Source organism: Nitrobacter sp. Nb-311A (assembly GCF_000152905.1).
In the GTDB taxonomy this organism is placed as follows: Bacteria; Pseudomonadota; Alphaproteobacteria; order Rhizobiales; family Xanthobacteraceae; genus Nitrobacter.
This window is the reverse complement of record NZ_CH672417.1, coordinates 90,165-103,826: the sequence shown is the minus strand read 5'-3', so window position 1 is coordinate 103,826 and position 13,662 is coordinate 90,165. Positions and strand designations below refer to the sequence as shown.

Below are 13,662 nucleotides of genomic sequence, written 5' to 3'. Positions count from 1 at the left end.
AGAGCGCCGCCGATCTTGCGGCCATCGCCGCCGCCGGCAACCTTGGCAAGGCCACGAGCGCGGCCGCCGCCACCGTGATGGCCAATGGCTACCCGGCGAGCGCACTGCTGTCTGTCGAACTCGGCACCTTCACCGCGAATGCGGCGCTGGCGCCGTCGGCGCGTTTCGTCACGCCCGCGACCGGCACGCCCAACGCGGCGCGGGTGACGCTGCATACCGAGACGCCGCTTTACTTTGCCCGCATGTTCACCGGTGGCAGCAGCCACTTCGACATCACCAGCAGGGCGACGGCGGCGAGTACCGCGCTTGCCTCGTTCGCGATCGGTTCGCGGTTGCTCGCGCTCAATGGCGGCCTGCTCAATGCCATTCTCGGCAGGATGTTCGGAACGACACTATCGCTTTCGGCAATGGACTATCAGGCGCTGATCGATGCCCATATCGATGCCTTCGATTTTCTGAACGCGCTGGCGACGCGGCTCGACCTGACAGGCGTCACCTACGACTCCGTGCTCTCAGGCGAGGTGAAGGTCGCCGACATCGTGGCGGCGATGCTGAGCGCGCAGCAGGCTGCGAACGGCCTCAATGCCGCGACCGCCGCGCTGTCGAAGGTCTCGCTGGCGCTTGCCGGTCTGACCAACACCATCGTGCCAGGGAAGCTGCTCGATGCGGGTCCCTATACGGCGATGACGGTCGGGTCAAAACCGAAAACAGGCGTCAGCGTGTCGGTGTTCGATCTGCTCTCGGCAACCGGCGCGATCGCTAACGGCACCAGCCAGATCGCGGCCACAGTTGCTCTCGGATTGCCCGGCATCGCCGCCGTCTCCGTCACTGCGGCCATTGGCGAGCATCCGCAGGGCAAAAGCTGGATGACAGTCGGGACCGAAGGCGCGAGCGTGCACACCGCGCAGACCCGCGTGCTGCTGTCGATCAAGCTGGTCGGCAGCGGCGCGGCGCCGGCCGTCAATCTCCCGCTTTATGTCGAAGTCGCCTCTGGCACCGCAACGCTGGACGCCGTGAGTTGCGGTCGCCCGGACGTCGCGACGTCCAGCGTCACGCTCGGCGTGACCCCCGGCATCGTCGACGCCTGGATCGGCGACGTGTCTGCGGCCGAGATGACCAACTTCACCAGCAAACCGGATCCGGACGCGGCGATGCTGGTCAATCTGGGCGCGGTCACCGTCACTGGCCGCGCCCATGCCGGCATGGCAACACCTCGCCCACCCCGGTGTCGTTCAGCTACGCAGACATCGCCGGGCTGACGAAAAAGACGGTGACGACCTCGGATTTCACCTCGTCGCTGACCGCCAGCCTGCTCGGCGATCTCTCGCTCAAGATTAATGTGGGGCCGCTCGGTCTGCCGATTCCCGGCCTTGGGCCGACCGTGACCGGAATCATCGGCGGCGCCACCGCGTCGATCGATCAGTTGCTAGCGCAGGTTCTGGCGACGCTCGGCGTCGGCATCGGGCAGGCGGACGTCTGGGTCTCCGGTATCCGCTGCGACGGTGCGGTGCTGGTGAATTGAACTGCGAAAGCTGCTCCCGCGCCGCCGCGGCGTGAGACATCATCGGCCTGTCGGCGCTGGCTATAGCGTTTCCGAGCGAAGCATGTCCTCGGCTTGACCTGAGGATGGAATCCGCTTCGCATGAAGAAATCGCGTCAAATCAATCCCCGTTTTTGTGAAGCGGTGAAAGATTCTAGTGTGGCATCATCGACTTGAATTTTTCAAAGTCGCGGATGTTCATCTTGAAGCCGCCTGGCATCACGACATCGCCGGGTTTCTGGCCCTTCTTGCAGGGGCCGGTCCATTTCGCGGCTATGGTGATCTTGTTGTCTTGTTTTCCCAGCTTGCCGCCTTCGCTGTGCGAGGTGACGTTCACCGTGTAGGCGGAGTTGAAATCACCTGAAGTTTCGCCATGCGCTGTCACGGTGGTGCCGGCCATGGTGCAGACCGAATCCATGACGTAGCCGGTTGCGTTTTTTTGGATGTCGGCCTTTGAGCAATTCTGCTTGGCGGAGGGGGCGAAATCCGACGTGAACTCGCGGTCCACGGCCTCGCTGGTGCATTGCTGAACCATAACCGGCGGCATTCTGCCGCCCTCGTGTTTCACCTTGATGTCCCAAAGCCCGGCCTTGCGCAGCGGCAGTTGCACCTCCGCCAGCGCAGGTGCGGCGCAGAGAAGCAGCAGCGGCAGGAAAATCGAGAGCCGAAGGGACTGTCTCATCGCAAGCTCCGTCGGTGGGATGTAGTGGCGCGAGCCTATCATATGTATTCCCTTTTTCAGCAGTCGGACACAGCTGCACCGTAAGTTCTTGATCTGGAGTTTCACTTGCGGCGTTGCCGCAGCAAAAGCAGCGAACGTCGAATTTACCTCCACGAGGGTGCTCAGTAGCGCGTCCGCAGCGCAGGTTGGTCCGGACCATAAGGCACCCAGCGGCAAGCGAACGAGATATAGCCGCCGGGATAGGCCTGAACGCCGAGGAATTTCGCCACCTTGCCGTAGCGCGCGCAGTGATCGACCGCGAGTACGCGGATATCGGCCTGATGCGCCAGCGAATAGGAGATGATGCCGCCGGTGTCATTGCCCTTGAGCGGAAGCACCCAGTCGGCTCGCGCTGATCCGCAAACCAGCGCACCGGTCATCGCCGCCAGCAAAGCCGCTCCGAACAATCTCATCCTCATCTCCATTGTTGCAACTCCAACTTTAGAACGCGGAGCCGGCCGTGAAAAGAACAGCGAGCTGCTTATCGTGGAGTTAGGCCGCGGGTGTTGCCTTGCCGCACTTGACCTTGCGCACGCTTCACGGCACCGTCGCAAGACTCGATTAGTCGGCGGAACTCTATGCGCAACCTTATCACATCTTTGAAGAAACCTGCCGTTGGCGCCTTGCTCGGCGCAGCGTTGGGCCTGTTTGCCGCCATGCCGGTTGCGTGCGCGTTTAATTTTCCTGTGTTCGGTCCGAGCTATGAGGGGCGGCTGCCGAGCTGTGAGGCCGGACTGCCGACCATCACGGCGCAATTCTGGGAGAAGGAAAGGAAATTCTGGAATTCCCCGCTGCGCATCACCGCATATGGCAATGTCCATGAAAGGGCATTCCGGCCTCGGGAGTCCGACAACATCCCGCGTCGCTACTGCACCGCCGAGGCGATGGTCAGCGATGGCAAACTCCGCACCGTGCATTATTCCATCATCGAGGACGGCGGGATCGCCAGCATGGGGCAGGGCGTCGAGTGGTGCGTGGTCGGCCTCGATCGCAACTGGGCTTACAATCCTGGCTGTAGCGTCGCCCAACCATAAAAAGACGGATCTCGGTTCTGATTCCGGAAGCGGAAGGATACTATCCGTGTTTTCACCACGGGGGTGGGCAGAAATCCCTGACGCTCTATTCTTATAGGGATTCAGATATATCCCGGCCTCTGGTCCACTATGCTATGGTGGGCTCGTTCTCTTGTTCTCGGTTCATGCGAGAGGACCGGATTCCGGCTGGGCCTGAGGAGTTGGCGTCATGAGATGGGTGTCTCGCGCGGCGGCCGCGTCTATTTTGTCGTGGCTGCTTCTGCTTGCGGGGTGGACGGCCGATGCGGCGGCGAAAGACCAACGACAAAACGCGCCCGGTGCATTCGATTTCTACGTCCTGTCCCTGGCATGGTCTCCGTCGTTCTGCGCTGCCGCGGCGGAACGCGGCAATGCCAGCCGGTCGCAGCAGGCCCAGTGCGGAGGGCGACCGTTCTCTTTTGTGGTGCACGGCCTTTGGCCGCAATACGAGCACGGCTTTCCCGATTATTGCCAGCGTCCCGCGCCTCGGCTTGATCGTCGCATCATGACCTCGATGCTGGATTTGATGCCGGCGCCGGGTCTGGTCTACAGCCAGTGGGATAAACATGGCACCTGCTCGGGGCTCAGCGCGGAAGCTTACTTCAAGACCGTCCGCAAATCGCGCGCCGCTGTGAAGATCCCGGCGGAATTCCTCGATCTCGCCGCACCCAAGAGTATAACGCCCGATGCCATCGAGAGCGCCTTCATCAAGGACAATCCGGGCCTCAGCCATTCCGCAATTGCGGTGATCTGCGACCGGACCAGGCTCAGCGAGGTGCGAATCTGCATGAACAAAGACCTGCAATTCCGCGCGTGTGAGGAAATCGACCGGCGCGACTGCCGCCGCGACCAGGTGGTAATGCCCCCATTGCGCGGCGGATAGTATTTTTGTCTTCTTCCACGGGATATTGGCGAAGGTAAGAGTCATGGCGGGCGTGACGCTTTGCTTCGCGTAGCGCCAAAGAATCCATCATCATGAATTATCGCCACGCATTCCACGCCGGCAGCTTCGCCGACGTTATCAAGCATATCGTGCTGGTCCGCATCTTGACCTATCTACACGAGAAGCCGGCGGCATTCCGTGTCATCGACACTCATGCGGGCGCGGGCGTGTACGATCTGACCGGCGAGGAGGCGGGTCGCGGCGGGGAGTGGCTGACCGGCATTGCGCGGCTGATGCAGGCACGCTTTTCGGACGCCGTTGCTCCGTTGATTGCGCCCTATCTCGATATCGTCAGGGCCTTCAATCCCCAGCGCGGCCTGAAATGCTATCCGGGGTCACCCTTGATCGCACGGGCTTTGCTGCGGCCGCAGGACCGGATCGTCGCCTGCGAAATCGAGCCCGTTACACGCAAGCATCTGATCGATGCGCTGCGCCGTGACTCCCAGGCCAATGTGGTCGATCTCGACGGCTGGATGGCGCTTGCCGCCTTCGTGCCTCCGAAGGAACGGCGCGGGCTGGTGCTGATCGATCCGCCGTTCGAGCGCGAGGACGAGTTCGAGCGCCTCGCCGGCGGATTCGCCGGAGCCTTCGCCAAATGGCCGACCGGCTGCTACCTGCTGTGGTATCCGGCAAAGCGGCGCCGGGCCACGGATGACCTGGCCCACAGGATCGGCGCGGTCGCGGGAGGCGAGACCGACAAATGCTTGCGGCTGGAATTCAGCGTGGCGCCGCAGACCGCGGACGGGCCACTCACGTCGGCCGGGCTTTTGATCGTCAATCCACCATGGACGTTGAGGACCGAACTCAAGTCCATCCTTCCCGAACTGGAGAAGCCGTTGGGCCAGGGCGGAGCCGCCCGCTTCAAGCTTGAGACGATCGCCGGTTGAACGGGAGACGCCTGGAAGGATCGCCGTCAAAAAAACGGCCGCGTGAGCGGCCGGAAGTCGAGTACGATGATATTGTTCTCGTTATCTCAAAAAAATTCTAGAAGTGATAGTTCACGCCGGCGCGGACCAGTCCGGATTGGTAGCTGTGGGGCGCACCGGTAATCGTGAAATTGCTGCTCGACAGATCGACATAGAGATACTCGACCTTTGCGGTCCAGTTCTGGTAGATGCCGACTTCGGCGCCCACTCCGACCGTCCAGCCCGCGTTGGTGTGGGATTCCGACAGGGCGAAGGTTTCGGCGCGCAGTTTACCGAAGGCAAGACCGCCGGTGCCGTAAACCAGGACGTTGCTGAAGGCGTAACCGAGGCGGCCGCGCACGGTGCCGAACCAGGGATTTGAGAATTTCCAGGCCGCGAAAGTATCGTTGGCGGCGTTGGCCTGGATGTCGCCTTCGAGGCCGAACACCATCGAACCGCTCTGCCAATTGTAGCCGGCCTGTACGCCGCCAAACACGCCGTCCGGCTTGGTGAGGCTATTTTGAACGCTTCCCCAGGCATATCCGAGGTTGCCGCCCAGATAGGGTCCTGCCCAGCTGAAAGCATTGAGCGGCTGGTTGACGGTGTAGGGCGCCCGGTAGGAGAAATCGGCGGCCTGCGCGGTGCCGATCAGCGCTGTTGATGCCATGGTCGCCAAAGCGGCGATTAGTGTTTTGCTCATCTCGGCACTCCAACCCCTTGCCGTTCCTATCGTGACATCGCGAGCCAAGGCCGTATGGCTACGAAATGCTGAATTCGGTACGTAGGATTTATCGAAAGTTTTAAGTTAAACGGTTCTTAAGACAGCGCCCCCGCCGTCTCTTGTCCTTAAAAAAGTGTTACCCGCATGGCCGCGCCGGGAACCGGCCGCTCAATGCTGCAAAGAGCCGGCGCTCGCTCTCCTCGAGAGAGGGGTCGCTGGCATCGGCTGGCGTCATCGCTTAACTGATGGACATGACGATCGATTTTGACGATCCTGCGAAACCGAGTGGGCCCGGACAGCTGCCTGATTCCGGAACGGACATGCGACGGCGCGGAGAGGTGACGACGGAACAGGACGTCGATCCCGCAACCGTTGAGACCGACGAAGACGACGAGGCGCGGCTGCCTGATCTTCCGGACGATCCTGACGAACCGATCGTGGAAGCTCCGCTCGCGATCGGGCGTGCGGCGATCGAACACGCGGTTCGCCATGCACCGACCTCGCCCGGCGTCTATCGCATGATGAATGCCGCATGCGACGTGCTTTATGTCGGCAAGGCCAAGAACGTGCGCAAGCGTCTGTCGTCCTACGCGCGGCCGACAGGCCAGGTGATGCGCATCGCGCGCATGATCGCGGCGACGGCCGCCGTCGAGATCGTTTCGACCGAAACCGAGACCGAGGCGTTGCTGCTCGAAGCGAATTTGATCAAGCAATTGCGGCCGCGCTTCAATGTGCAACTTCGCGACGATAAATCGTTCCCTTATATTCTGATCACGGGCGATCACTGGGCGCCGCAGATTCTCAAACATCGCGGCGCCCAGTCGCGGCCGGGCCGCTATTTCGGGCCGTTCGCGTCTGCCGGCGCCGTTGGCCGCACCATAACCGCGCTCCAGCGCGCGTTCCTGGTGCGCTCTTGCACCGACTCCTTTTTCGAAAGCCGGACGCGCCCCTGCCTGCTGTACCAGATCAAGCGTTGCGCGGGTCCTTGCACCGGCGAGATCGATTTCCCCGGCTATACGGCGTTGGTGCGCGAGGCGACCGACTTCCTGTCCGGCCGGAGCCGCGCCGTGAAGGAGGATCTGGCCCGCGCGATGGAGCGAGCCTCAGCCGACCTCGCTTTCGAGCGCGCGGCGCTCTATCGCGACCGGCTGGCTGCACTATCGGCGATCCAATCGCAACAAGGCATCAACCCCCGCACGGTGGAAGAAGCGGACGTTTTCGCCATTCATCAGGAGGGCGGCTATTTCTGCGTCGAGGTCTTTTTCTTCCGCACCGGACAGAACTGGGGTAACCGGGCCTATTTTCCGCGTGCGGAGAAATCATTCACGCCGGAGGAGGTGCTTGGATCATTCCTTGCCCAGTTCTATGACGACAAGCCCCCGCCCGGGCTGATCCTGCTGTCGCATCCGATCGAGGAAGGCGAATTGCTCGCCGATGCGCTGTCGATCAAAGCGGGTCACCGGGTCAAGGTTTTGGTGCCGCAGCGGGGCGAAAAAAAGGAGCTGGTCGCGCACGCGCTGACCAACGCCCGCGAAGCGCTGGGCCGCAAACTGGCGGAGACCGCGACGCAGTCGCGGCTGTTGCAGGGCCTGGCGGCGGTGCTCGGCCTGCCGCGGACGCCGCGGCGCATCGAAGTCTACGACAACAGCCACATCCAGGGCGCTAATGCGGTGGGAGCGATGATCGTCGCCGGTCCCGAAGGCTTCCTCAAGAATCAATATCGCAAATTCAACATCAAGTCCGAGAGCCTGACGCCCGGTGACGACTACGCGATGATGCGCGAGGTGCTGGAGCGCCGTTTCAAAAGATTGCTGGCGCAGAAATCCGCCGATCCGTACCCCGTAGCGGAGTCGGAGAAGGACTCTGTGCCGCAATGGCCGGATCTCGTCATCATCGACGGTGGTCTCGGCCAGCTCAATGCCGCCTGCGGGGTTCTCGATGCGCTGGGGTTGAGTCAAGTATCGCTGATGGCGGTCGCCAAGGGGCCGGACCGCGATGCCGGCCGCGAAACCCTGTTTCTGCCGGATCGTCCGGGGATCAAGCTCGAACCGCGGGATCCGATTCTGTATTTCATCCAGCGATTGCGCGACGAGGCGCACCGATTTGTCATCGGATCGCATCGTAAGCTGCGTAGTAAGGATATCCGCGAAGCCGGGTTGCAGGAGGTTCCCGGTATCGGTCCGGCGCGCAAGCGCGCGCTGCTTCATCATTTCGGGACCATAAAGGAGATTGAGCGTGCCTCGGTGGCGGACCTTGGCAAGGTTCCGGGCATCAGCGCCGAAAGCGCCCGCAGGATATTCGACTTTTTTCACGCTCGGCCCGCATGAGAGGAATTTCGTTAGGATATCCGATGGCTTTTTTCGTATTAAGATCAAAGTATAGGGCTGAAAGGAGCCGCGTGATCGGCAAAATTGCGTTGCGTGGCCGGTTGACGTTCGCGCTGCGACAGTATTGGTAAGACGAAATGAACACTGCAACCAGCCAGGCGACCGCGAAGCATATCCTGTCGCTGCCGAATATCCTCACCTATGCTCGCATCGCCGCGATCCCGGTGGTGGTGGGTTGCGTCTATGCGCAATCGATCATGGACGGGCCGTTGCAACTGCGCTGGGTGGCGCTCGGCGTGTTCGTCGCGGCCGCCGTGACGGACTTTTTCGACGGCTACTATGCACGAATCTGGGATCAGCAGTCGGCCCTCGGCAAGATGCTCGATCCGATCGCGGATAAGCTTCTGGTTGCGTCGTGCCTGCTGATGCTGGCGGCGGATGGCATCATCCATGGCTGGACGCTGTGGGCGGCAATCGTGATCCTGTGCCGCGAAATTCTTGTATCAGGGCTTCGCGAATATCTGGCCGCGTTGCGCGTCAGCGTGCCGGTCACCAAACTCGCGAAGTGGAAGACCACCGTGCAACTGGTTGCGATAGGGTTTCTTCTCGCGGGGGAGGCCGGCGATCTGGTGTTCCCGTTCGTGACCCAAATCGGGCTTCTGTTATTATGGATTTCGGCGATCCTCACCATCTATACAGGCTGGGACTATTTCCATGCCGGCATTCACCACCTCATGGAGGAGGATGAGAAATGAAGGTGCTTTATTTCGCCTGGGTGCGGGAGCGGGTCGGCAAGGCCGAGGAAGCGCTCGATCCGCCGCCGGCCGTCGCGACGGTTGCCGATCTGATCGCGTGGTTGTCGCAGCGGGGCGATGAATATGCCTACGCCTTCGAGAAACCGAAAGTGATCCGCGCTGCGATCGACCGGATGCATGTCAATCAGGACACGGCGATTGCGGGCGCGCGCGAAGTTGCCTTCTTTCCGCCGATGACCGGCGGTTGATCTCTCAATAGCGGTAGCGTCCATGACCGTTCCCGTCACCATTCGCCTGCAGAAGGAGGACTTCGATGTCGCGCGCGAAGTCGCGGCGCTGTCGCGCGGTCGCACCGATATCGGCGCGGTCGTGAGTTTCAGCGGCATCTGCAGAAGCGACAAGGCTGACGGCGAGGGCGACGCGATAGCCGCACTTGTACTGGAACATTATCCAGGCATGGCCGAGGAAGAGATCGCGCGTCATGCCGAGGAGGCGGTTTCGCGCTGGCCCATCACCGGTCTCACCGTCATTCACCGCTTCGGCCGGATCGCGCCGGGCGACAATATCGTTCTCGTAGTGACGGCGTCAGCGCATCGCGAGGCCGCATTTCACGCGGCCGAGTTCCTGATGGACTATCTCAAGACCCGGGCGCCGTTCTGGAAACGCGAGGAGGGCTCCTCCGGCTCCAGTTGGGTTGACGCCCACGACCGCGACGACACCGCTGCGGCGCGCTGGGCCAAATCCTGATGGCGAAAACCGCCGCGCGCGGCGGACGATCGAAAGTCGCGATCGCCGGCTCAAACCGAAAACGCCCGCTGGCGCAGGTTGCAGCAAACGCTGCGAACCCTGTCGTTGCCGGAACTCCGGCACCGGAACTCGAGACGATATTCGACTATGTTCGCCATGCAGCCGCGAGGCTCAAGCGCGCCCGCGTCGTCTTCGCGCACGGCACCACCGATCCGGTCGCCGAGGCGGCCTTCCTTGTCGGCGAGGCCATGCGCCTGCATCCGGACGAGGTCGAACCGCAGGCCGCCCGACGCGTGCCGAAGGCGGCAGGCAAGCGCATCCTTGACTGGATCGAGCAGCGCATCGCAACCCGCAAGCCAGCCGCCTACCTCGCCAACCGGATGTATATGCGCGGCTTGTCGTTCTATGTCGACGAGCGCGTGATCGTGCCGCGCTCGTTCATCGGTGAAATCCTGGATTCGCATTTCGGCGGCGACGAGGTGCTGCGCCTGCGCGATCCCGAAACCATTACCCGCGTGCTGGATCTCTGCACTGGCTCGGGCTGCCTCGCCATTCTGGCTGCGCGCGCTTTTCCGAATGCGACTGTGGATGCGACTGACCTGTCGGCGGGCGCTCTCGCGGTAGCGGCGCGCAATGTGCACGAGCATGGCCTCGACGGTCGCATTCAACTTGCGCAAGGCGACCTGTTCGCGGCAGTCAAGAACAAGCGTTACGACCTGATCATCTCCAATCCGCCCTATGTCGATGCCAAGGGTATGGCGGGACTGCCACGGGAATGTCTTGCCGAGCCGCGGATGGCGTTCGACGGCGGCGCTGAGGGCATCGATCTGGTGCGGCGGATCATCGACGGCGCAGAAAGTTACCTCGCACCCGCGGGCGGGCTGTTGTGCGAGGTCGGCCGCTGTAAGCCCGCGATCGAGAAAGCGTATCCCCAAGCGGATTTGCTCTGGCTCGATACCGAGGAGTCCGAGGGCGAAGTGTTCTGGATCGAGGCCGTGCGGCTTAAGCGCCGGGATGGATGAGTGAGATACGATGCCTCCGGCGATGCGGTCAGAGGTTCCACCGTCTTGATACCGTCTTTCTGCGCCGATTGCCGTTGATGACCGAGCCGCCATGCGTTTTGATGCCCGCCATAGTGCACTTTCGCGTGATGCCTGGCTCGGAGAATTCCGGGCCACCCTGGCGCTCGGTTGGCCCCTTGTCCTCACCAATCTCGCGCAAATCGCGCTGACCACCACCGACGTGATCGTGCTCGGCCGCGTTGGTGCTTCCGCGCTCGCCGCCGGGACCCTTGGCGTCAATCTGTATTTTGCGATCCTGATCTTCGGCATCGGTATCGTCACCGCGACGTCGCCGATGATGGCCGAAGCATTTGGCCGCAAGCTGCATATGGTGCGCGACGTACGACGGACGTTTCGGCAGGGGATATGGGCGGCGGTCCTGATTGCGGTGCCGAGCTGGCTGCTGCTTTGGCACACAGAGGCAATCCTCATTCTGTTCGATCAGGAACCGCAGCTCGCGGCGGACGCTCAGATGTTCGTGCGGGCGTTGCAATGGGGCATGCTGCCGACGCTGGGTTTTATCGTGCTGCGTTCGTTCTTCGCCGCGCTGGAGCGGCCGTTATCGGCGATGATGGTGACCGCGGTCGCGATCCTGTTCAACATCGTCGCGAACTGGGCGCTTGTGTTCGGCCATCTTGGTCTGCCGCCGCTCGGTCTGCTCGGGTCCGGCATCGCAACGACGGTGTCGAATACATTTCTGTTCCTCGGGCTCGTGCTGGTGGCGAGCTTTGGCCACAAGTTCCGCCGCTATCGTCTGTTCGGTAACTGGTGGCGCGCCGATTGGCCGCGTCTCGTCACGCTGTGGCGCGTCGGTTTGCCGATCGGCGCCGCGCTCGGTTTCGAGATTACCGTGTTCAATGCCGCGGTGTTCCTGATGGGACAGTTCGGCACGGCCTCGATTGCGGCTCATGCCATTGCGATTCAGATCGCGTCGGTCTCCTTCATGGTGCCGATGGGACTGGCGCAGGCGGCGACGGTGCGGGTCGGTCGCGCGTATGGCGCGCGAGACCTCGACGGGATAACCCGCGCAGGATGGACGTCGTTTGTCTCGGCGATTGCTTTCATGTCGGGCGCCAGTGTGTCGATGATGACCGCGCCACGATGGTTGATCAGCGCATTTGTCGACATCAACGATGCAGCAAACGCCGACGTGATAGGGCTCGCGGTGTCGTTTCTCACATGCGCGGCGGTGTTTCAGATTGCCGATGGCGCGCAGGTGGTCGGCGCCGGCATGCTGCGCGGCTTGCAGGATACCCGTGTGCCGATGATTTATGCCGGCCTGGGCTATTGGGGCTTCGGCATGTCCTTGAGTTTGCTGTTTGCCTTCAAACTCGGGTTTCGGGGCACCGGCATCTGGATCGGGTTGGCCTCGGGCCTTGCAGTCGTGGCCATCCTGATGATGTCGCGCTGGGTCCGGCGTGAGCGAATCGGTCTGGTGTCTCTAAAAAGGCGGCATCGCGAAGTCTTGGTCACAGAATAAATCGCGTGATCCGCGCTCGGGCGATCCAGCAGGGGTGACGTTACCCTCGGTGAGTATAACTGCTTTCATTCGCGACGAACGCACGCCGGTCACGGCACCTTGCGAGTCCACTTGTGCGGGTCGGTCGCGCGGCCGTACTGGATGTCGACCAGCTTCTTGCGAAAGGCCATCGCGACGGGACCGGCGGCGCCACCGTTGATGGTGAAGTCACCGTGCGCCGAACACACCTTGCCGATCGGCGAGACGACGGCGGCGGTGCCGCAAGCGAAGGCTTCCCGAAGCCTGCCGCTGGCGGCATCGGTGCGCCAGTGGTCGATTGTGTAGGGCTCTTCGCGCACAGGCGTGCCGGAATCCTTTGCAAGCGTGATGATCGAATCGCGCGTGATGCCCGGCAGAATGGTCCCCAGCGGTGGCGTCGCGAGCGAGCCGTCATCGAAAACGAAGAAAACATTCATGCCGCCGAGTTCCTCGACGTAGCGCCGCTCGATCGCATCCAGAAAAACCACCTGATCGCAGCCGCGATCGATGGCTTCGGCTTGCGCGCGCAGGCTGGCGGCGTAGTTTCCGCCGCACTTGACGGCGCCCGTGCCGCCGACCGCCGCGCGCGTGTAGTTTTCGGACACCCAGATCGAGATGGGGGCGGGACCGCCCTTGAAATAGGAGCCGACCGGCGAAGCGATGACGGCGAAGATGTATTCCGCCGAGGGCTTGACGCCAAGGAACACCTCGTTCGCGATCATGAAGGGCCGCAGGTACAGGCTGCCTTCGCCGCCCGGAATCCAGTCCCGGTCGGTGCGCACGAGTTGCTCGATGGCCTCGATGAAAACGGCTTCGGGCAGCGGCGCCATCGCCATGCGCTCGGCCGAATTGCGGAAGCGTCGCGCATTGGCGTCGGGACGGAACAGATTGACGCCGCCGTCGTCACGCTTGTAGGCCTTGAGACCTTCGAAAATCTCCTGCGCGTAGTGCAGGACGGCGGTTGCGGGATCGAGCGGGAAGTTGGCGCGCGATGCGACCCTCGCGCCGTGCCAGCCCTTCGCCTGATCGTAGTTCACAACGGCCATGTGATCGGTAAACACCCGGCCAAAGCCTGGGTTCGCGAGTTTTTCGGCGCGCACGGTCGCCTGCGTCGGGCTGGATGTCGGTTGAATGTCGAACTCCAACTGCGTCGCGCCATCGGTTTTTTCGAATGAAGCTCTCATGAGTTTCTCCGGCTTGAAGCGGTCTGTCGTGGGGCATGACCCGGCGGCCGAGGCCGGTTTCCACTTTGGCGGAAGGCGCGAAGTCCAGTATGTTGGCCGAAACGTCGCCCGGCAACGGTCCGGACATCAGAATTCGTGGCCTTTGCCGCCGCTGTTTCGAAGATCGAGACCGAATTGGGCTCTGGACGAGGAGATATAATATTTCATC

General features: G+C 62.3%; 15 protein-coding genes. 11 read left to right on the top strand and 4 right to left on the bottom strand.

Going from position 1 to position 13,662, the window contains the following annotated elements:
* Together NB311A_RS11775 and NB311A_RS23195 are read left to right on the top strand one after the other, a co-directional pair.
* Window positions 1–1,259: TadG family pilus assembly protein (locus NB311A_RS11775; protein WP_009798787.1), on the top strand; the 1,259-nt coding region annotated here is incomplete at its 5' end.
* A gap of 11 nt (window positions 1,260–1,270) precedes the next feature.
* The gene (locus NB311A_RS23195; protein ID WP_366071503.1) at window positions 1,271–1,522 is read left to right on the top strand and encodes a hypothetical protein; all 252 of its coding nucleotides are present in this window, start codon (window positions 1,271–1,273) and stop codon (window positions 1,520–1,522) included.
* Between the two features lie 172 nt (window positions 1,523–1,694).
* Here the strand turns inward: NB311A_RS23195 and NB311A_RS11770 are convergent, their stop codons facing one another.
* A complete protein-coding gene (locus NB311A_RS11770; protein WP_009798785.1) occupies window positions 1,695–2,222 on the bottom strand; it encodes a DUF3617 family protein in 528 nt (175 codons plus the stop codon).
* Window positions 2,223–2,383: 161 nt separating this feature from the next.
* Entirely contained in the window at window positions 2,384–2,674 is a 291-nt protein-coding gene (locus NB311A_RS11765; RefSeq protein ID WP_040675123.1) for a hypothetical protein, read from the bottom strand.
* A gap of 165 nt (window positions 2,675–2,839) precedes the next feature.
* Between NB311A_RS11765 and NB311A_RS11760 the strand changes: the two genes are divergently transcribed.
* The 3 genes from NB311A_RS11760 to NB311A_RS11750 all read left to right on the top strand — a co-directional run bounded on the left by NB311A_RS11760 (window position 2,840) and on the right by NB311A_RS11750 (window position 5,143).
* Window positions 2,840–3,295: a hypothetical protein gene (locus NB311A_RS11760; RefSeq protein WP_009798783.1), complete on the top strand. Its 456-nt coding sequence runs from the start codon at window positions 2,840–2,842 to the stop codon at window positions 3,293–3,295.
* 208 nt (window positions 3,296–3,503) lie between these two features.
* The gene (locus tag NB311A_RS11755) at window positions 3,504–4,196 is read left to right on the top strand and encodes a ribonuclease T2 (RefSeq protein ID WP_009798782.1); all 693 of its coding nucleotides are present in this window, start codon (window positions 3,504–3,506) and stop codon (window positions 4,194–4,196) included.
* A 92-nt stretch (window positions 4,197–4,288) separates the two neighbouring features.
* Window positions 4,289–5,143, top strand: a complete 855-nt coding sequence (locus NB311A_RS11750) for a 23S rRNA (adenine(2030)-N(6))-methyltransferase RlmJ (protein ID WP_009798781.1) — start codon at window positions 4,289–4,291, stop codon at window positions 5,141–5,143.
* Window positions 5,144–5,240: 97 nt separating this feature from the next.
* Here the strand turns inward: NB311A_RS11750 and NB311A_RS11745 are convergent, their stop codons facing one another.
* On the bottom strand, window positions 5,241–5,861 hold the full coding sequence (locus tag NB311A_RS11745) for an outer membrane protein (RefSeq protein ID WP_009798780.1): 621 nt from the start codon (window positions 5,859–5,861) through the stop codon (window positions 5,241–5,243).
* 341 nt (window positions 5,862–6,202) lie between these two features.
* Here NB311A_RS11745 and uvrC point away from each other — a divergent pair, with 341 nt between their 5' ends.
* The 6 genes from uvrC to NB311A_RS11715 all read left to right on the top strand — a co-directional run bounded on the left by uvrC (window position 6,203) and on the right by NB311A_RS11715 (window position 12,252).
* On the top strand, window positions 6,203–8,209 hold the full coding sequence (gene uvrC, locus NB311A_RS11740) for an excinuclease ABC subunit UvrC (RefSeq protein ID WP_050752111.1): 2,007 nt from the start codon (window positions 6,203–6,205) through the stop codon (window positions 8,207–8,209).
* 137 nt (window positions 8,210–8,346) lie between these two features.
* Window positions 8,347–8,964, top strand: a complete 618-nt coding sequence (gene pgsA / locus NB311A_RS11735; RefSeq protein WP_009798778.1) for a CDP-diacylglycerol--glycerol-3-phosphate 3-phosphatidyltransferase — start codon at window positions 8,347–8,349, stop codon at window positions 8,962–8,964.
* Window positions 8,961–9,212, top strand: coding sequence for a molybdopterin converting factor subunit 1 (moaD, locus tag NB311A_RS11730; protein WP_009798777.1), 252 nt, complete (start codon window positions 8,961–8,963; stop codon window positions 9,210–9,212). The genes pgsA and moaD overlap by 4 nt, the downstream gene beginning before the upstream one ends.
* A gap of 22 nt (window positions 9,213–9,234) precedes the next feature.
* Entirely contained in the window at window positions 9,235–9,711 is a 477-nt protein-coding gene (locus NB311A_RS11725; protein WP_009798776.1) for a molybdenum cofactor biosynthesis protein MoaE, read from the top strand.
* Window positions 9,711–10,733 carry a 50S ribosomal protein L3 N(5)-glutamine methyltransferase gene (gene prmB, locus NB311A_RS11720; RefSeq protein WP_009798775.1) on the top strand — a complete coding sequence of 341 codons (1,023 nt, stop codon included), beginning with the start codon at window positions 9,711–9,713 and terminating at the stop codon, window positions 10,731–10,733. The genes NB311A_RS11725 and prmB overlap by 1 nt, the downstream gene beginning before the upstream one ends.
* Before the next feature lie 91 nt (window positions 10,734–10,824).
* Window positions 10,825–12,252, top strand: coding sequence for an MATE family efflux transporter (locus NB311A_RS11715; RefSeq protein WP_009798774.1), 1,428 nt, complete (start codon window positions 10,825–10,827; stop codon window positions 12,250–12,252).
* A gap of 89 nt (window positions 12,253–12,341) precedes the next feature.
* Here NB311A_RS11715 and NB311A_RS11710 read toward each other — a convergent pair whose 3' ends face one another.
* The gene (locus tag NB311A_RS11710) at window positions 12,342–13,454 is read right to left on the bottom strand and encodes a branched-chain amino acid aminotransferase (protein ID WP_009798773.1); all 1,113 of its coding nucleotides are present in this window, start codon (window positions 13,452–13,454) and stop codon (window positions 12,342–12,344) included.
* Between the last annotated feature and the right edge of the window lie 208 nt (window positions 13,455–13,662).